Annotated in this window: 19 protein-coding genes; 8 read left to right on the top strand and 11 right to left on the bottom strand. The window is 68.1% G+C overall.

The features are described from left to right. Nucleotides 1-4: 4 nt before the first annotated feature. Nucleotides 5-1,414, bottom strand: coding sequence for a D-alanyl-D-alanine carboxypeptidase/D-alanyl-D-alanine endopeptidase (gene dacB / locus A6I89_RS22535; RefSeq protein ID WP_022593940.1), 1,410 nt, complete (start codon nt 1,412-1,414; stop codon nt 5-7). A 179-nt stretch (nt 1,415-1,593) separates the two neighbouring features. Here dacB and A6I89_RS22530 point away from each other — a divergent pair, with 179 nt between their 5' ends. The 4 genes from A6I89_RS22530 (at nt 1,594) to sigJ (ending at nt 4,307) form a co-directional block, all read left to right on the top strand. Beyond that, nucleotides 1,594-2,085, top strand: coding sequence for an inorganic diphosphatase (locus tag A6I89_RS22530; protein ID WP_005515761.1), 492 nt, complete (start codon nt 1,594-1,596; stop codon nt 2,083-2,085). Between the two features lie 97 nt (nt 2,086-2,182). After that, nucleotides 2,183-2,845 (top strand): transcriptional repressor LexA, encoded by a 663-nt coding sequence (gene lexA / locus A6I89_RS22525; protein WP_022593938.1) that lies wholly within the window; start codon nt 2,183-2,185, stop codon nt 2,843-2,845. 123 nt (nt 2,846-2,968) lie between these two features. After that, on the top strand, nt 2,969-3,442 hold the full coding sequence (locus A6I89_RS22520; protein ID WP_013414772.1) for a carboxymuconolactone decarboxylase family protein: 474 nt from the start codon (nt 2,969-2,971) through the stop codon (nt 3,440-3,442). A 1-nt stretch (nt 3,443) separates the two neighbouring features. Next, on the top strand, nt 3,444-4,307 hold the full coding sequence (gene sigJ, locus A6I89_RS22515; RefSeq protein ID WP_022593937.1) for an RNA polymerase sigma factor SigJ: 864 nt from the start codon (nt 3,444-3,446) through the stop codon (nt 4,305-4,307). 22 nt (nt 4,308-4,329) lie between these two features. Here the strand turns inward: sigJ and A6I89_RS22510 are convergent, their stop codons facing one another. From A6I89_RS22510 to A6I89_RS22495, 4 genes are read right to left on the bottom strand one after another with little or no spacing between them, the layout of a single operon-like run. Beyond that, entirely contained in the window at nt 4,330-6,006 is a 1,677-nt protein-coding gene (locus A6I89_RS22510; protein ID WP_022593936.1) for an MDR family MFS transporter, read from the bottom strand. A gap of 33 nt (nt 6,007-6,039) precedes the next feature. Next, nucleotides 6,040-6,870 carry a crotonase/enoyl-CoA hydratase family protein gene (locus A6I89_RS22505; RefSeq protein WP_022593935.1) on the bottom strand — a complete coding sequence of 277 codons (831 nt, stop codon included), beginning with the start codon at nt 6,868-6,870 and terminating at the stop codon, nt 6,040-6,042. A 38-nt stretch (nt 6,871-6,908) separates the two neighbouring features. Beyond that, nucleotides 6,909-7,346 (bottom strand): carboxymuconolactone decarboxylase family protein, encoded by a 438-nt coding sequence (locus A6I89_RS22500; protein ID WP_013414768.1) that lies wholly within the window; start codon nt 7,344-7,346, stop codon nt 6,909-6,911. Between the two features lie 30 nt (nt 7,347-7,376). Beyond that, nucleotides 7,377-7,730: a VOC family protein gene (locus A6I89_RS22495; RefSeq protein WP_172504556.1), complete on the bottom strand. Its 354-nt coding sequence runs from the start codon at nt 7,728-7,730 to the stop codon at nt 7,377-7,379. Nucleotides 7,731-7,949: 219 nt separating this feature from the next. Between A6I89_RS22495 and A6I89_RS22490 the strand changes: the two genes are divergently transcribed. Next, nucleotides 7,950-8,471, top strand: coding sequence for a 2-oxo-4-hydroxy-4-carboxy-5-ureidoimidazoline decarboxylase (locus A6I89_RS22490; RefSeq protein ID WP_022593934.1), 522 nt, complete (start codon nt 7,950-7,952; stop codon nt 8,469-8,471). Here the strand turns inward: A6I89_RS22490 and A6I89_RS22485 are convergent. Then, entirely contained in the window at nt 8,465-9,097 is a 633-nt protein-coding gene (locus A6I89_RS22485; RefSeq protein WP_044990433.1) for a TetR/AcrR family transcriptional regulator, read from the bottom strand. The two genes, A6I89_RS22490 and A6I89_RS22485, sit on opposite strands and share 7 nt — an antisense overlap. A 69-nt stretch (nt 9,098-9,166) precedes the next feature. Between A6I89_RS22485 and A6I89_RS22480 the strand changes: the two genes are divergently transcribed. The 3 genes from A6I89_RS22480 to A6I89_RS22470 all read left to right on the top strand — a co-directional run bounded on the left by A6I89_RS22480 (nt 9,167) and on the right by A6I89_RS22470 (nt 11,447). Continuing rightward, nucleotides 9,167-10,279 (top strand): ABC-2 transporter permease, encoded by a 1,113-nt coding sequence (locus A6I89_RS22480; RefSeq protein ID WP_022593933.1) that lies wholly within the window; start codon nt 9,167-9,169, stop codon nt 10,277-10,279. 15 nt (nt 10,280-10,294) lie between these two features. Beyond that, nucleotides 10,295-10,768, top strand: coding sequence for a YbaK/EbsC family protein (locus tag A6I89_RS22475; protein ID WP_005515774.1), 474 nt, complete (start codon nt 10,295-10,297; stop codon nt 10,766-10,768). A gap of 124 nt (nt 10,769-10,892) precedes the next feature. Continuing rightward, nucleotides 10,893-11,447 (top strand): flavin reductase family protein, encoded by a 555-nt coding sequence (locus tag A6I89_RS22470; protein ID WP_005515775.1) that lies wholly within the window; start codon nt 10,893-10,895, stop codon nt 11,445-11,447. A gap of 23 nt (nt 11,448-11,470) precedes the next feature. Here A6I89_RS22470 and A6I89_RS22465 read toward each other — a convergent pair whose 3' ends face one another. The 5 genes from A6I89_RS22465 to A6I89_RS22445 are packed head-to-tail and all read right to left on the bottom strand — an operon-like array spanning nt 11,471 to nt 16,436. After that, nucleotides 11,471-11,908 carry an ATP-binding protein gene (locus A6I89_RS22465; RefSeq protein ID WP_022593932.1) on the bottom strand — a complete coding sequence of 146 codons (438 nt, stop codon included), beginning with the start codon at nt 11,906-11,908 and terminating at the stop codon, nt 11,471-11,473. After that, on the bottom strand, nt 11,898-12,236 hold the full coding sequence (locus A6I89_RS22460) for an STAS domain-containing protein (protein ID WP_005515778.1): 339 nt from the start codon (nt 12,234-12,236) through the stop codon (nt 11,898-11,900). Before A6I89_RS22460 ends, A6I89_RS22465 begins: the two co-directional genes overlap by 11 nt. Then, nucleotides 12,233-14,206 carry a glycosyltransferase family 2 protein gene (locus A6I89_RS22455; RefSeq protein ID WP_022593931.1) on the bottom strand — a complete coding sequence of 658 codons (1,974 nt, stop codon included), beginning with the start codon at nt 14,204-14,206 and terminating at the stop codon, nt 12,233-12,235. Before A6I89_RS22455 ends, A6I89_RS22460 begins: the two co-directional genes overlap by 4 nt. Next, nucleotides 14,203-15,441: a PP2C family protein-serine/threonine phosphatase gene (locus A6I89_RS22450; RefSeq protein WP_022593929.1), complete on the bottom strand. Its 1,239-nt coding sequence runs from the start codon at nt 15,439-15,441 to the stop codon at nt 14,203-14,205. The genes A6I89_RS22455 and A6I89_RS22450 overlap by 4 nt, the downstream gene beginning before the upstream one ends. Continuing rightward, on the bottom strand, nt 15,441-16,436 hold the full coding sequence (locus A6I89_RS22445) for a glycoside hydrolase family 26 protein (protein WP_022593927.1): 996 nt from the start codon (nt 16,434-16,436) through the stop codon (nt 15,441-15,443). Before A6I89_RS22445 ends, A6I89_RS22450 begins: the two co-directional genes overlap by 1 nt. Nucleotides 16,437-16,461 lie beyond the last annotated feature (25 nt).

The following is a 16,461-nucleotide window of genomic DNA, read 5'->3' as shown; positions in this document are numbered from 1 at the left end:
TACCTCACCTGCAGCCGCACAGCCGCAGCGCACCCGCCACCGCATCGAGTGCGGGACGGCTCACCTCCGGCGGACGATCGTTGGACATCAGCGCGAACGTCAGTACCCGACCGTCCACGTCGACGACGTACCCGGTCAACGCACTGGCGACCGAGAGCGTTCCCGTCTTGGCGCGCACCCAGCCGGCGCCGGTCCGGTCGCCCGACGCGTAGCGGTCGGACAGGGTGCCGGTGGCACCGGCGACGGGCAGGTCGTCGAGCATCGGCCGCAGCTGCGGCTTGGTCTCCCCCGCCGCCGCGGTGAGGATGTCGGCCTGCAGCCGGGCCGGGACCCGGTCGTCGACGGACAGCCCGCTGCCGTCGTGGAGGGTGAGCCCGTCGGTCTTGAATCCGGCGTCGTAGAGCGTCTTCCCGATCGCTTCCGTCGCACCGGTGAAGGATGCTTCGGAGTTCTTCGCGACCGCGACCTCGCGGGCGATCGTCTCGGCGAGCACGTTGTCGGAGCGACGCATCATCTGCCCGAGCCGGTCACGCAACGGCGCGGACAGCACGCTCGCGACGGGGGCGGCGCCGGATTCGGCCTTGCCCACGGCGACTCGGGCGAGATCGATGCCGAGGGCCTGCGCGAGGACACGACCGGCGTCGAGTGCCGGGGTGGCGCTGCGCGGCGGTTCCTCGGCGAACGGGTCGCTCCGCGCGCCGTCGATCATGACGGACTCGATGGGCGCGATGTAGCCGGCGGCGACGTCCTCGGGCATCCAGCCCTGCGCCATCGTCGGGCCGGCGTAGGCGCTGATGTCGACGACGATGCTGTCGACCTCCGCACCCGCGCGCCGGATCTGCTCGACGAGGTCGGCTATCCGGGGCGCGCCCGGGTAGTAGCTGGGCTGGCCGACCGGCTGGGCCGTCAGGGTCGGATCGCCGCCGCCGACGAGCACGAGCTCGCCGGGTCGCGAACCCTGCACGACGCGGGTCTCGACCCGATGGTCCGGTGACAGGGACAGCATCGCGGCGGCGGCGGTGAGGATCTTGGCGGTGGACGCCGGGGTCATCGGAGTGTCGGGGTTCTGACTCCACAAGGTGGTGCCGGTGCGGGCGTCGGCGACGACACCCGTGAAGGCGCCGAGCGCGGGATTCGACACCAGCGGGGCGAGGACCGCACCGAGCGCGGCCGGAGTCGGCATCGGCGCGTCGTCGGGAACCGGTGCCACCTGCGGCGTCGCGGTGACCGGCGACGGCTCGGCGGAGGTGGTGGTGGCGCCGTCCGCCGCGGTGGAGGTGTCCTTCTGGACGAGGACGATCGTCAGTGCCGCGACTGCGACGATCAGCACGGCGACCAGCGACATCAGGATCCGGACATTTCGGCGGCGGCGTCCGGCCAGTGCGCCGATCTTCTTCTTCCCGTCGCCCGCCAACGTCCCTCCGAAATCTCTCGCCGCTGATTCCGCGGACCACCCAGATCGCCTCGCGCGCAGTTCCCACTGCTTCCGGCGCCCGCATCACACAGTATCGCCGACCGGCTACCCTTTTCCCGAACCGTCGATCCAGGCGGGCTAGGCAGACAGCCAGTAGACCCAGACAGTGAGGACATGACGTGGAGTTCGACGTCACCATCGAAATCCCCAAGGGCCAGCGCAACAAGTACGAGGTCGACCACGAGACCGGCCGCGTGAAGCTGGACCGCTACCTCTACACCTCCTTCGGCTACCCGGCCGACTACGGCTACATCGAGAACACCCTCGGCGAAGACGGCGATCCGCTGGACGCGATGGTGCTGCTGCCCGAGTCGGTCTTCCCCGGCGTCATCGTCGAGGCCCGCCCGGTCGGCATGTTCAAGATGGTCGACGAGGCCGGCGGCGACGACAAGGTGCTGTGCGTCCCCGCGGGCGACCCGCGCTGGGATCACATCCAGGATCTGGCGGATGTCGCGCAGTTCGAGCTGGACGCGATCAAGCACTTCTTCGTGCACTACAAGGATCTCGAGCCCAACAAGCACGTCACGGGCGCCGACTGGGTCGGTCGGGCCGAGGCCGAGAAGGTCATCACGGAGGCCGTCGAGCGCCTGAAGGCCAACGGCGGACACTGAGTTCGTCTGCGAGGGGCGGGGCCACGATGGTGGTCCCGCCCCTCGCTGTTTCTGCTGCCTTCCGGCGCCGTCCGACGCCCCCACTACGATTCGCCGGGTGACCGGTTACGACGATCTCGACATGTTCGGCGGCCTCGACGCCTCCACCCTGCCGCCGCGTCAGCAGCGGATCCTGCTGACGATCCGGGACTGGGTGGACGGGCACGGGTGCCCACCGAGTACCCGTGAGATCGCGGACGTGGTGGGTCTGCGGTCCACGTCGACGGTGTCGAAGCATCTGAAGGCCTTGGAGGACAAGGGCTTCCTGCGCCGGGGCGGGTCGATGACCCGACAGCTGGACGTGCGCCCGTTCCTCGCCGGCTCGGCGCCGGGACGGTCCACGGAGAACACGGTGACGGTCCCGGTCGTCGGCGACATCGCCGCCGGCGCTCCGATCCTCGCGGAGGAGCACGCCGACGAGATGCTGTCGTTGCCGCGCGAGCTGGTCGGCTCGGGCACCGTCTTCGCCCTGCGGGTGCGCGGCGAATCGATGGTCGACGCAGCGATCTGCGACGGCGACACCGTGGTGGTGCGCCGCCAGGAGGAGGCGCACTCCGGCGAGATCGTGGCCGCGATGATCGACGGCGAGGCGACGGTGAAGGTGCTGCGACGCCGTAACGGGCACGTGTTGCTCGAGCCGCGCAACCCCGCCTACGAGGTCATCGACGGCGACGAGGCCGTGATCCTCGGCAAGGTGGTCTCGGTGATGCGGCGGATCTGACGCCCGCCGAGCCGCCGCCCCACGAGGCCGGCTATGTTGTGACCTGCCTCACAACAGGTCACACAAGTCGCGCCCGCCCCGTCCTCCCTCCGACCGCGAAACAACGCATCAGGAGGAAGTACCGTGAACGCTCGACTCGACTTCTTCGGCAACGCCACTGCCGCCAAGTTCACCAAGTACATCAACTCGGCGGGCAAGGTGATCGGCGACTCGACGCTGCCCGCCACGACGCAGGAACTGGTGAAGATCCGTGCCAGCCAGATCAACGGCTGCGGCTTCTGCACCGACATGCACACCAAGGACGCCGCCCACGCCGGCGAGTCGGCGCTGCGCCTCAACCTCGTCGCAGCCTGGCGAGAGGCCACCGTCTTCACCGATGCGGAGCGCGCCGCGCTCGAGTTGACCGAGCAGGGCACCCGCATCGCCGACGCCGCGGGCGGCGTTCCGGAGGACGTCTGGACCAACGCCACCAAGTACTTCGACGAGGACCAACTCGCCGCGCTGGTCGGGTTGATCGCGTTGATCAACTCCTACAATCGGATGAATGTCATCGCGGCCACGCCGGCAGGCGGCTACACCCCCGGTCAGTGGGGCTGACATGTCCGTCGCATCCGAGTTCGACGCCCTGCGGCCACGCCTGGTCGGCGTGGCCTACGGGCTGCTCGGCAGCGTGACCGAGGCCGAGGACGTGGTCCAGGAAGCCTGGATCCGCCTGCAGCGCAGCAACCTCGACGAGATCGACGACCTCACCGGATGGCTGGTCACCACGACCTCCCGCCTCGCTCTGGACGTGCTGCGCTCGGCGCGGAGCCGGCGTGAGAGCTATGTCGGCCCCTGGCTGCCGGAGCCGGTGGAGACGGCAGCCGATCCGGCCGACGCGGTCAGCCTGGCCGACTCCATCTCGTGGGCGATGCTGGTCGTCCTGGAGACGCTGGCCCCGGCCGAGCGCGCGGCGTTCGTCCTGCACGACCTGTTCGGGCTCTCGTTCACCGAGATCGGTACGGCGCTGGGCCGAAACCCCGCAGCCTGTCGGAAACTGGCCTCGCGCGCTCGCGACCACATCGATTCCCGCAAGCCACGATTCACGATCGATCCCACGGTGCACCGCAGTGTCGTCGACGCCTTCGCCGAGGCCGCGACGTCCGGAGATCTGGAAGGGCTGCTGCGCGTCCTCGATCCGAATGCCGTCCTCACCGCCGATGGTGGCGGCATCGTCCGGGCCGCACTCGAACCGGTCGTCGGCGCCGAGGCGATCGCCGCCTTCCTGTCCGGCATCGCGGCGCAGGGACAGCACAAGACCATGCGCGCCACCGTCGTCAACCACAACCCGGCACTCCTGGTCTTCGTCGGCGACGCTTTGGACGGCGTCGTCGCGCTCGGCATCACCGAGGGGTTGGTCACCTCGATCGACTTCGTCCGTAACCCGCAGAAGCTCAACGGTATCGGCATCCAGGGCCGATGACGGACGAACCGCCGCCGACGTGTCAGCTGTCGACGGACTCGTCGGCGTCCACACCCGATTTCTGCCGAAGCGGGACTTCCCGCCAGATGAGGATCAGCACCAGCGACACGACGGCGAGGACCACGATCGGCGGGTAGACGGCCTCGAAGGCGATCGCGAATCCGTCCTTGAACGGGGCCGCGAGCGTGGGGTTCAGCTGTTCGATGAAGGACGTGTCGTTCATCGCGGCGCTCGCGGCGCTCGGGTCCCCGCTCATCAGGCCGCGAGCGATCTCGGCCTCCACCGGGTTCGGGCTGCTCGCACCGGCCGCGACCGCCTGTTGGAATTCGGATGACCGGGCGGCGTCCTGCAGTTGCGTGGTGATCGACGGCGTCAGCTGGGCGAAGAGGATCGACAGGAACAATGCGACGCCGAGCGTGCCGCCGATCTGCCGGAAGAATGTTGCGGATGCGGTGGAGACGCCCATGTCCTTGGGCGGCAGCGCGTTCTGGATCGCGAGGGTCAACGGTTGCAGCAGGTTTCCCAGCCCGAGCCCGAGCACGAAGATGAAGGTCATGAAGACGTACAGACTGGTGTGCGCGGTCACCGAGTGCAGCAGCAGCGCGGCCACCGCAATGAGGACGGCGCCGACGATCGTGAAGATCCGGTAGCGGCCGGTGCGGGCGATCAACTGGCCGGAGACCACCGAGCCGATCGCGATGCCGAGTACTGCGGGCAGCATCTGGAATCCGGCGAGCGTCGGGCTCGAGCCCTGCACCACCTGCAGGTACTGCGGAATGACGGTGATCGCGCCGAACATCACAGCGCCCACCAGGAAGCTGATGAGCACGCCGAGCGCGAAGGTCTGGCCGCGGAAGAAGTGCAGCGGGAACAGCGCCGCGTCCTTCATGAAGTACTCGACGACGACGAATCCCAGCACGCCCACGACGCCGATCGCGTAGCAGGTCAACGATTCCGGACTGGTCCAGCCCCACGCGCGCCCCTGCTCGGCGACCACGAGAATCGGCACCAGGCCGACCGCGAGGACCAGGGCGCCCCACCAGTCGATCCGCATCGGCCGGTGCACGGGCGGCAGGTGCAGAACCCGCCACACCACGGCGAGCGCGACCAGTCCGATGGGGACGTTGACAAGGAACACCCACCGCCAACCGGCGATTCCCAGGATCGACGGCTGCCCCGACAGCAGGCCCCCGATCACCGGGCCGAGGACGCTCGACGTGCCGAACACGGCCAGGAAGTAGCCCTGGTAGCGGGCTCGCTCGCGCGGGGAGACGATGTCGCCGACGATCGCGAGGGCGAGGGAGAACAGGCCGCCGGCGCCCAGGCCCTGGATCGCCCGGAACACCGCGAGCATGTACATCGACTGCGCGAAGGTGCACAGCACCGAGCCGATGACGAACAGGACTATCGCGGCCATGAAGAACTGTTTGCGGCCGTAGATGTCGGAGAGTTTTCCGTACAGCGGGGTGACGAGGGTCGCGGTGATCAGGTAGGCGGTGGTCACCCACGCCTGGAGCGCGTAGCCGTCGAGGTCGTCGGCGATGGTGCGCATCGCGGTCGCGACGATCGTCTGGTCGAGCGCGGCGAGGAACATGCCGAGCATCAGGCCGCTGAGGATCGCCAGGATCTGACGGTGACTGAAGGTCGCCTGCTGCCCGGGGGCGACGGCGGGATCGGTACCTCGTGGTTCCTCGGTCATGTCCGGCCCCCGCCGTCGCTCGTCACATCGCGGTCAGCGTCCCCGGAACTCGGGTGGACGCTTCTGGAACACCGCCGTGATGGCCTCGGTGAGGTCCTCCGACGGCAGGAAGGCCGCATTCCACGCGGCCACGTAACGCAGGCTGTCGTTCACCCCCGCGGATCGGCTGTGGTCGAGCACGTCCTTGACACCCTGCACCACGAGCGGCGGGTTGGCCGCGATCTCGGCGGCGGTCGCGTGGGCCGCGGCGAGTACTGCGTCGGCGTCCTCGAACACGTCATTGACCAGTCCGATCTTCTCCGCGCGGGCGGCGTCGATGTCCTTGCCGGTCAGCGCGAGTTCACGCAGATGCCCGTCGCCGATGATCGCCGGCAGGCGGGCGAAGCTGCCCATGTCGGCGACGATAGCAACCTTGACCTCGCGGATGCTGAACTTCGCATCGGCGCTCGCGTAACGGATGTCGGCGGCCGAGATCAGGTCGACGCCGCCGCCGATGCACCAGCCCTGGATCGCGGCGACGACGGGCTTGCGGCAGTCCGCGACAGCGTTGATACCGGACTGCATCCGCTTGATGAGGTTGTGGAAGTCGGTGCGCGGCCCGGCCTGGGCCTTGTCGGCGAGCACGGCGCCGAAGCCTCCACTCATCGCGGGCAGGTCCAATCCGAACGAGAAGTGTTTGCCGGATCCGGCGAGCACGACCGCCCGCACCTCGGGGTCGGCGTCGAGTTCGGCGAAGATGCCGGGCAGCTCGTCCCAGAAGTCCGGTCCCATCGCGTTGCCCTTGCCGGGTCCGATCAGCGTCACCTGCGCGACGTGGTCCTTGCGCTCGACTGTGAACGCCTTCCAGCTCTGCTGTTCCGTCATTACCGAAGAGTAACTTGACGGCCTCGGGCGCACCAGAGTCAGGGCGCGACGGGATAGTGGCTGGTGATCGCGACGCGGTTCCACGCGTTCATCACGATCGCGAGCCAACTGATCGCCGACACTTGCTCGTCGGTGAGGGATCCGTCGTCCCACGCCCGGGCGTCCGGCACCGACAGTCGTGTCACCTGCTCCGCCAGCGCGAGCGCCGCCCGTTCCTGCGGCGAGAAGTACTGCGATTCCCACCAGGCCGCCAGTACGGCCACCCGATCGGTGGTCTCTCCCTTCTCGAGGGCGTCGCGGGTGTGCATCCGGAGGCAGAAGGCGCAGCCGTTGAGTTGGGAGATCCTGATCTTCACGAGATCGCCGACCAGTGGGCCCAGACCCGACGCTTCGACCGCGGCGTCGGCCTGCCCGTTGAGCGCGATCAACTGTTTGTACGCGTCCGGGTGCTGCTTGCCGAGATTCACCGAACTCATGTGCGCTCCTCTGTTGCGGATGTAGTGCCGTCATTCGTGATGCCGAACGATGTTGAGGACGTTGCCGTCCGGTGCGCGAACGAAGAACCTGCGCACCCCCCACGGTTCCGTGGTGAGCGGATGGACGATCTCGTATCCGGCCGCCTGCGCTTCGGCGTACGCGGCGTCGACGTCGGTCGTGTGCACCGACACCACCGAATCCTCGGGCGCCGATGCGTCGCCGGTGACGAGCTGGACACTCACGCCGGTGTCGGGAGAAGTGAGGCGCGTGACCCAACCCATGTCGAACTCCTCGGTGCTCAATCCGAGGAAGTCGGCGTAGAACCGTTTGGCCCCATCGACCTCGGGGACATGCAGATTGGCCGTTATGCGAGTGACGCGCATGTCGTCCTCCTGTCCCATCGCGTCGCGGGCGTACTCGATACTCCCAGTTCGGTCGGCCCGGCGCTCCGGAGTCGCGATTCCAGTGCGCGGCCCACCCTCGGCGACCGTGGCGGGTCGTTAAATGTGCGGAAATTCCCCCGTCCACGGACCCGTTCCACGCCGCGACACGCGCATGATCTGAGTACCCGCAGGTGGCAACGACGTCGAAAGGGGTTGCACATGCTCATGCATCAGGGAATCGGCCTCGACCGGTTCAACGAGCTGCCCCGCCGCCGGGCGGTGCACGCGCTCTTCGAGTGCTGCTGCTGCCTGTCGTGGTCGACGCGCATCGCCGACGGCCGCGAATACCGGACGTACACCGAGCTTCTGGCGGCCGCGGACGCGGAACTGCACGCGCTGCCCGAGCCGGAGATCGAGCAGGCGCTGCAGGGTCATCCCCGGATCGGTTCCCGGGCCCGCAGCCGACCCTCGTTCCGTGAGCAGTGCGCCGTGTGGGTCGAGGATGCCGCCGTCATGCACACCCTCGAGGACGCCGCCGCGGCGTACGAGGAGTTGTTCGGCTTCCGGTACGTGTGGTTCTCCGACGGGCGTGACGGACGCGCGCTGTTGGCCGACCTGACGGCGCGGATGACCCACGACGTCGACACCGAACGAAAAGTCCGGACAACGGAACTCGCGCGGATCACACGGACCCGGCTGGAACGGATGCTGGGGCCGGAGGGCGGGTTTCCGGACTACTGAGACCGCGTGGCCCGTGCGACGGCTCCGGCGAACAGGGTGGTCACCACCTCACCCATCGCGCGTTGGTCCACTTCCTCGGGGTCGACGGAGTGTTCGAGGACCAGCCCGGAGATGAGGGCCATCAAGGCGATGGCGGTGGTGCGGACGTCGAGGTCCACCCCCCACTCCCGAGCACGGTCGCCGATCAGTTCGACGAGTTTGCCGCGCAGATAACGACGTTCGCGCAGGTATGCCTGCTTCACGACCGGATCGCGGCCGGCCTGGACACCGAACTCGAGTACCAGCAGCGACCATCCCGGGTCAGCGGTGAGCGCGGACGCGATCTCCGCACCGCCGCGACCCACCGCGTGGGCGAGGTCCAGGCCGGAGATCTCGGCGAGGACGCGGCCGGCGAGGTCGAGGGAGCGCTGCGCGAACAACTCGGCGAACAGATCCTGTTTCGACTCGAAGTTCGAGTACACGGCCCCCTTGGTGAAGCCGGCGCGGCGGGCGATCTCGGCGAGCTTGGCGCCGGCGAAGCCCTGTTCGGCGAACTCGTCGGCGGCGGCCTCGAGGATCCGCGCCCGCACCACGTCCCGCCCCGGCCGCGCAGTCGCGGACAACTCGTCTTGACGACTACCAGTCACGATACCTAGGGTATTCAATACCCACGGTATCGACAAGACCGCGAAACCACTCAGACACCGAGGACACCCGTGACCGCACCTACCACCGAGACAGCCGACGTTCCGACGTCGTCCGCCACCACCCCCGCCGTCCCCCAGGCGCCTGCCAGTCCGCTCGAGCGCTTCGGCTCCCGCAAGGTGATGGCCGCGCTCGTCGTCGGCGTGCTGGCTCTGCAACTCGGATTCATCCTCAGTTACGTCGCGGCCTTCCACCAGCCGACACCGCGGGACATCTCGGTCGCCGTCGTCGCCGGACCGGGGGTGCCCGCCGGGATACCGCAGCAATCGGTCGACAAGCTCAACGCGCTCGACGGAAGTCCGGTCGACGCCCGCACCGCCGTCGACACCGCCGAGGTGCGGCAGCTGCTCCGCGAGCGCGAGATCCAGGGTGCGTACGTGATCGCACCGAACGGCACCGACACCCTCATCACCGCGAGCGCGGGTGGCAGTTCCATCGCTTCGGCACTCGAGTCGGTCTTCGGACAGGTCGCGCAGAGCCAGGACCGCCAGTTGGTCGTGCGCGACGAGATCCCCGTCGGGGCACACGACAACCGCGGACTGTCGGGCTTCTACCTGTCGATCGGCTGGGTCGTCGGCGGCTACCTGCTGGCGGCGGCGATCGGCCTGATCATCGGAGCACCTGCGACGCTCCGGCAGGCATGGGGACATGTCGCCGTGATGTTCGGATACTCCGTCGTCTCGGGCGCCCTCGGCGCACTCATCACGACACACGTCCTGGGAACCTTTGCCGGGCACTGGTTCCCGCTGTGGATCCTGGGCACGGGAGTCGTGTTCGCCACCGGCCTGTTCACCTTGGGCCTGCGGGCGGCGGTCGGCATCCTCGCGGTGCCGCTCGCGATCGCGGTGTTCGTGGTCCTCGGCAATCCGAGCGCGGGGGGCGCGTTCGGCGCCAACGTGATCCCGAGCTTCTACGCGGCCATCGGTAAGTGGATCACGCCCGGCGCGGGCACCGAGGGGGTGCGCAGCATCGTGTACTTCGACAACGTCGGGCTGGGACAGCCCACGGTGGCGCTGGCGCTGTACACGGCTGTCGGGGCCGTACTGCTCCTCGGCTTCACGGCGTGGCGGTCACGGAGGACCGTCAGTTCGAGTGCCGATACGGCTGCCCCGGCCGCGAAGTAGTCCTACTCTGAACCCATGCCCAGGCTGCTGCATCCCAATGCGGCGCACGTCGCCGACACGTTGATCGCGCGCGGCCACCACGGCGTCATCGTCACCCAGCCGGCACCGACCCGCAGCGCCCTGGAGGCTGCGGAAGCTCTGGGCGCGGATCCCGGCGCGATCGTGAAGTCGCTCATCTTCCTCCTGGACGACGAGCCGGTGCTGCTGCTCGTCTCGGGCTCACACGAGGTGGACCTGGCCGCCACCGGGGCTCGTCTGCAGGGCACCCTGACGCGCGCCCCGCTCGATCTCGCGCAGGAGGTCACCGGGCAGCCGATCGGTGGTGTGGCGCCGCTGGGACACCCCACCAACCTGCCGACATATCTCGACTCCGCGCTCGCCGCCCACCCGGAACTGTGGGCGGCCGCCGGGCATCCCGACACGGTCTTCCGCAGCACGTTTCCCGAACTTCTGCGGGTCACGGCCGGTCTGGCCGTCGACATGGACTGATCGGTCGGATGCCGGACGGAGCAAGGGGAACAGCAGTTGCCCGCTCAGTGAACGAGAACCTGGTTGCCCGGTGAGCCTGGCCTTATAGTGGCGGCAGTCCACCAGGTTCGAATCGGAGAATGCCTTGTCACAGTCTGTCGAGAACGCGTCCGAGCTTGCTGTCGTCCCCGCCGATGGCGTGGAGAGCATCAGCAACGAGGAGTACAAGGCCGCGATGCGCCGCCACCCGGCCGGCGTCACCATCGTCACCCTCGATTCGGAGAACGGTCCGGTCGGCTTCACGGCGACGTCGTTCGCGTCACTGTCGATGAATCCGCCGCTCATCTCGTTCAACATCGCACTGAACTCGTCGAGCATCAATGCGCTCCACGCCGCCGACTCAGTTGTCGTGCATCTGCTCGGGGAGCACCAGCAGCACCTCTCGCAGCGGTTCTCGCGCAGCGCCGACCAGCGGTTCAGTGACGAGTCGCTGTGGTCGCGCCTCGAGACCGGCGAGCCCGTGCTGCACGGCACCCCGATCTGGATGCGCACCACCATCCATCAGCTGATCCCGGCCGGCGACCACACCCTGGTGATCGGCCTGATCACCCGCCTGCACAACGAGAACGACGCCGAGGCCTCCGCCGCTCCCCTGCTGTACCACGAGGGCCGCTACCACCGGGCCACCCCGATCGACTGACGTCCGTCGGTTTGGTGTCCCGGCTACCGGTGCCGGACGAGGAGCCAACGATTGGTGTCGCCGTCGCGCCGGTACGACAGTTCGTCGAGCGCCCCGCGCGCTATCGCCAAGCCGCGTCCGCGTTCGGCCAGGTCGTCCGGGAGGGCCACCGACGCCAAGTCGACCCGAACCGGTCTGCCGTCGTCCCGGAACTCCGCCTCGAGTCGGTCCGGCAGCAGGCGCAGTTCCAGATGCACACCGACCGGCGCGTCCCGTGCTGTGTGTTCGACGATGTTCGCGGCGATCTCCGCCACCGCGATCTCGAACTGCATGCGCACCAGATCGTCGACCGGCTCGCCGGCCAGCGCCTCGTCCAGGAACGCATGGATGCGGTCGAGGGTGTCCGAGGCCGTGACCAGCCTCAGCGAACGCCCGGCACCGCTGCTGCTCCCCGCGTCGGGTCCGGAGCTCTCACCGGGCATCGAACGCGCTGTCTGCGCTGTCGTGGCTGCGGAGGACGCGATTGAGATTCGTGAGTTCGAGCACCGTCTCGATCTGCGCGGTGGGCGCAGCGATACGCAGGTCACCGCCGGCCTGACGGGCCGTCTTCAGGCCGGAGATCAGAGCCCCGAGTCCCGATGAATCGATGAAATCGGTCCGGCCCAGGTCGACCACCAGCCTGGTCGACCCGGCCTCGACGAGTTCGCGCAACTGTTCACGGAGGATCGGCGCCGCCGTCATGTTGAGACGACCCTGTGGACTGATGACCACGACGCCCGCGTCCGTGGTTCGGATGTCGAACCGCTTCATCTGACTCCTTCCGAATCCGGCCCACGGTAGCGGACCGCCTTGATCACGACGCTCAGGATCACGAGGTCGAAGAGCACCCAGAACAGGTTGACGCCGACACCGAGAACCGAGATGGCACCGAAGTAGAGCTGGACGAGCCCGATCACGGAGGCCACCACGAGCATTCCCATCGCGCCCAGTTGCCAGCGGACCAGGTGCCACGGCAGCGCGCCCTGCTCCTGACGCGTCTTGGGTGTCACTGCGAATCCCAGCGACTTGCCGCGGACCACGTTGTCGAACGCGGTCGTACACGCGCGAATCCATACCGGGAAGAGCGCGAGGCTGTACTGCTGGCCGCGCCACGTCGGCGTCCCCCTGCTGACGACGAAGAAGAGCAACTGGTTGAGCACCAGGAACGGGACGAGCCGACCGAAGAAGTCCCAGCTGTAGGCGTCCACCGGCATGACGCCGAAGATCAGGTACACCGCGGGTGCCGCAATGTAGGCGATGGCGGCGAACCCGGACAGGTAACTCCACATCGTGGCCCAGTACATCAACCGCTGCGCGAGTGTCAGGCCCCGCTGCACCAGCGGGTTCTCGCGCAGCATCACCTGGATCGTCCCCTGCGCCCACCGCAGCCGCTGGGTCAGCATCGTGCCGAGATCCTCGGGAGCAAGACCGTGGGCGAGGACCTCGTGGTGGTACGCCGACCGCCAGCCCTGCGCATGCAGCCGCATGCAGGTGGCCATGTCCTCGGTCACCGAGATCGTCGCCAGCGGGAGCATGGGCTGCGCTTCGTCGTCCCGGCCGACGTCGACCGCGCGGATCATGCGGCGCACCGACTCGATCGCACCCAGCGGAGACCAGTCGCGGTCCGCGAGTCGACCCAGGACGGTGTCGTCGAGGAGGACCCCCGGCGCATCGTCCGGATCCGATTCCCCCAGTACCGATTCGATGGCTGCCAGGTCGGCGCGCATCGCATCGGCATCGGCCTCGACGACGGCGCGGGCGGCAGCATCCACCCGCTGCTGGAATTCGAACGTCACGTCGGCGATCGGGATCTCGGCGCGCAGATCCTCGCGGGCGCGGACGACCGCCGCACGTACCGAGTCCAGAGCGGCCCGTACAGACGGTTCGTCGGTCTCGATCCGGGCGCGATCGAGCACCTTGCTCGCGGTGCGCAGGGTCCGGCGGACGCCGTCCTCGACCGCCCGCACGTAGCCGGTGATCCCCAGTTGCATCAGCGCTTCTCGGCGCAGAACCGCATTGGATCCGCAGAAGAACGCTGCGTTCCACCCGTCCTTGCCCTGCTGGATGGGCCCGTAGAAGAGCGGCGCCTGGCTGCCGAGCGGATCGGACGGTGGAACGTTCACGAAGTACTGCGGCGTCTGAACCAACGCCATCTTCTCGTCCCGGAAGTAGCCGAGCGTGCGGTGGAGGATCTCCGGATCGGGAACCTGGTCGGCGTCGAGGACGAGTAGGAACTCGCCCTCGGTGGCCAGGAGGGCGTTGTTCAGGTTTCCGGCCTTGGCATGCCGCGGCTTGTCGGCCCACACTGCCGAACGGGTGAGATAGCGGACCCCGAGTCGTGCTGCAGCGGCGGCGAGTTCGGGTCGATCTCCGTCGTCCAGGATCCACGTGGTGTGCGGGTACCGGATGCGTTGCGCGGCTTCCGCGGTGCCGAGAACCAGGTCGAGCGGCTCGTTGTAAGTCGTGATGAACACGTCCACGGTCACGCCGGGCGGGGGCTCGGGCGGCGCCTTCCGCCGCTTCAGCCGCCACATCGTCAAGCCGAACAGCAACGAGTCGATCAGGCTGTACGTCTCGGCCACGACCAGGGGGACGGCGATCCACCAAGCAGACCAGTTCACCGAGAACAACCATCGCCACACGATGTAGTTCAGACCCAGGACGGCGGTGAGCACGATCAGCGCGCGCAACCCGAAGGACGGGTAGGTGGCCTTTGCGGCATCGGTGTCGAGCGCCGTCATCGGCGGCCTCCCCGGCGGATCGCGACAACCGTGACATCGTCCAGGGGCGGGGCGTCGGCCGTGACGGCTCGAACTGCCTCGACGAGGGCCGACGCGTTCGGTTTGTCCGCCACGAAGCGGTGGACCGCGCGACAGTCGCTGCCTCCGTCGAGAAGGTCGAGCAATCCGTCGGAGCACACCACCAGCATGTCCCCGTCCTCCAGCACGATGCGATCAGCCGACCACGAATCGCCCTGCACGACGCCGAGCGGTAATCCGACCGTGCCCAGGGCTTCGACGGTGCCGTCACTGCGGCGAACCATCGACAGGCCGTGGCCGGCGTCGACGTAGGTCACCGTGCCGGTCTCACAGTCGAGAACAGCATGAAACGCCGTCGCGAAGGTTCCGGTGTCCTCGAGATCCTCCGAGAGATGCTCGGCCGCAGCGGTGGTCGCCGTCCCGGCGTCGAGAGCGACGGAACCGTCGGAGTCGATCCGTCCGAACAGTCGGGACGCGCCCCGGAAGGCCGACCGCACGCCCGCGGCGACGATGGCCGCGCCCATCCCCTTGCCCATCACATCGGCGACCGTCACCACCAGACCACCGCGGATCGGATAGTGGTCGTAGAAGTCTCCCCCCACGACGAACGCCGGGATGCACACGGCCGCAACGTCGACGCCGTCGATCCCGGACAGCGGTCGCGGCAACAACTGGCGTTGGATCGCCGCGGCCCGCTCCAGATCGTCGGCCCACTGCAGTTCGCGCTGCACCATCGCCGCCAACTCCGAGAAGGCGGCGACCTGGTCGGCATCGAGCGTGCGGGGAACGGTGTCGTACAGACAGAAGGTGCCGACCGGGTGGCCACCGGGTCCGTAGAGCGGGTACCCCGCATAGAACCGGATACCGCCGTCGCCACCGATACCGGGGATCCAAGCGAAGTCCGGATCCGCGGCCGCGTCCTCCAACACGAGAGCCGGATCCTCGGCGTGGTCGTAGCTGCGGGCGATGGTCGTCTGGCACACCGTCCGCTCCCTGGGCACCTCGGACAACGGCAATCCCTGAATCGACTTGAACCACTGCCGATCCTGGTCGATCAAGGACACACTCGACATCGGCACACCGAACACGTGACGGGCCATGCGGGTGAGGCGTTCGAACCGCTCCTCGCGCGGGGTGTCGATGAGCTCGAGTTGCTTCAGCGATCGCAGCCGGTCGCGTTCCAGCTCCGGCGGAATCCCCGCCCCGACAGTCGTCATCAGCGATACCTCGTCCCCAACGCCTCGGCGAGTGCAACTGCCGATTCCGGGGTGCTCGCCATACTCCAATCCGCTTCCTTGTCATGATCGAACCACACGAATCCGGCGACGTCGCGTCGACTCTCGATCATTCGGACGAGATTCCGGATCCACTCGGATTTGGACCCTCCGGCTTCCGCGCTGCCCACTTCGGTCACGAGTTGCGGTTTCCCCGGAGCGATCCGGCGCAGTTCGTCCATGGTCGGCACGAAGAGGTCGGTCGGCGCGATCCAGTGACTCCACGGCTGCGAAGTTCCCCAGTTGTAGCCGTCCACACCCACCACGTCGACGTAGTCGTCTCCGGGGTAGGTCGCGCCCGTCGAGCTACTACCCGGGAACGAGACATTGGGAGACCACACCCATTTGACGTTGTGGGCGCGCCGGGTCGCGAACAGATCGTGCACGTGCCGCCAAGCCGCGATGTAGACATCGGCGGGGGTACCTGCGGCCACGCTCCACGGGTACCAGGTGCCGTTGGGCTCGTGCGCGAACCGCAGATACACCGACTTCCCCCACGCGGTGAGCTCGTCCGCCCACCGGTACAGGTAGTCGTCGTGCACACCGTCGACGATCGACTGCAGCGCGAATCCGCTCGAATCGTAGGTGCCACCCTCGATCCATCTCCACGGCTCCCACGTGACGATCGGATCGGCACCGAACGCGCTCACGGCATCGAGTCCGGCGATGGGCGGCGCCGTAGCGAAGTCGGAGAACGACAGGACGACACTGGGCGCCTTGCCGACGGTGCGGGCAACCGTCAGGAATTCGTCGACCGCCGTCGACCCCCCGGGCGTGCTCACCCCGAATCGGAGGCACGGACCCGGATCGGCATGCAGGGCAGTGACCGTGCCGTCACACGTGACAGGGCGTGCGCAGCCGGCCACGAACACCGATGTCAGTGCCAGCACGACGACCGCCCCGACCTGCCTCTTGATTCCGGCACGCACTTCCACCATGAGGGCAGTGTTCCCGAACCGGACC

The sequence above is a fragment of the Prescottella equi genome (assembly GCF_002094305.1).
Lineage (GTDB): Bacteria > Actinomycetota > Actinomycetes > Mycobacteriales > Mycobacteriaceae > Prescottella > Prescottella equi.
This window is presented reverse-complemented; position numbering and strand designations above follow the sequence as displayed.

Excerpts from the sequence above, each read along its gene's own strand:
- sigJ (WP_022593937.1), top strand. The coding sequence starts at position 3,444 with ATGTCCGTCGCATCCGAGTTCGACGCCCTGCGGCCACGCCTGGTCGGC.
- A6I89_RS22510 (WP_022593936.1), bottom strand. The coding sequence starts at position 6,006 with ATGACCGAGGAACCACGAGGTACCGATCCCGCCGTCGCCCCCGGGCAG.
- A6I89_RS22505 (WP_022593935.1), bottom strand. The coding sequence starts at position 6,870 with ATGACGGAACAGCAGAGCTGGAAGGCGTTCACAGTCGAGCGCAAGGAC.
- A6I89_RS22500 (WP_013414768.1), bottom strand. The coding sequence starts at position 7,346 with ATGAGTTCGGTGAATCTCGGCAAGCAGCACCCGGACGCGTACAAACAG.
- A6I89_RS22495 (WP_172504556.1), bottom strand. The coding sequence starts at position 7,730 with ATGCGCGTCACTCGCATAACGGCCAATCTGCATGTCCCCGAGGTCGAT.
- A6I89_RS22490 (WP_022593934.1), top strand. The coding sequence starts at position 7,950 with ATGCTCATGCATCAGGGAATCGGCCTCGACCGGTTCAACGAGCTGCCC.
- A6I89_RS22475 (WP_005515774.1), top strand. The coding sequence starts at position 10,295 with ATGCCCAGGCTGCTGCATCCCAATGCGGCGCACGTCGCCGACACGTTG.
- A6I89_RS22465 (WP_022593932.1), bottom strand. The coding sequence starts at position 11,908 with ATGCCCGGTGAGAGCTCCGGACCCGACGCGGGGAGCAGCAGCGGTGCC.
- A6I89_RS22460 (WP_005515778.1), bottom strand. The coding sequence starts at position 12,236 with ATGAAGCGGTTCGACATCCGAACCACGGACGCGGGCGTCGTGGTCATC.
- A6I89_RS22455 (WP_022593931.1), bottom strand. The coding sequence starts at position 14,206 with ATGACGGCGCTCGACACCGATGCCGCAAAGGCCACCTACCCGTCCTTC.
- A6I89_RS22450 (WP_022593929.1), bottom strand. The coding sequence starts at position 15,441 with ATGACGACTGTCGGGGCGGGGATTCCGCCGGAGCTGGAACGCGACCGG.
- A6I89_RS22445 (WP_022593927.1), bottom strand. The coding sequence starts at position 16,436 with ATGGTGGAAGTGCGTGCCGGAATCAAGAGGCAGGTCGGGGCGGTCGTC.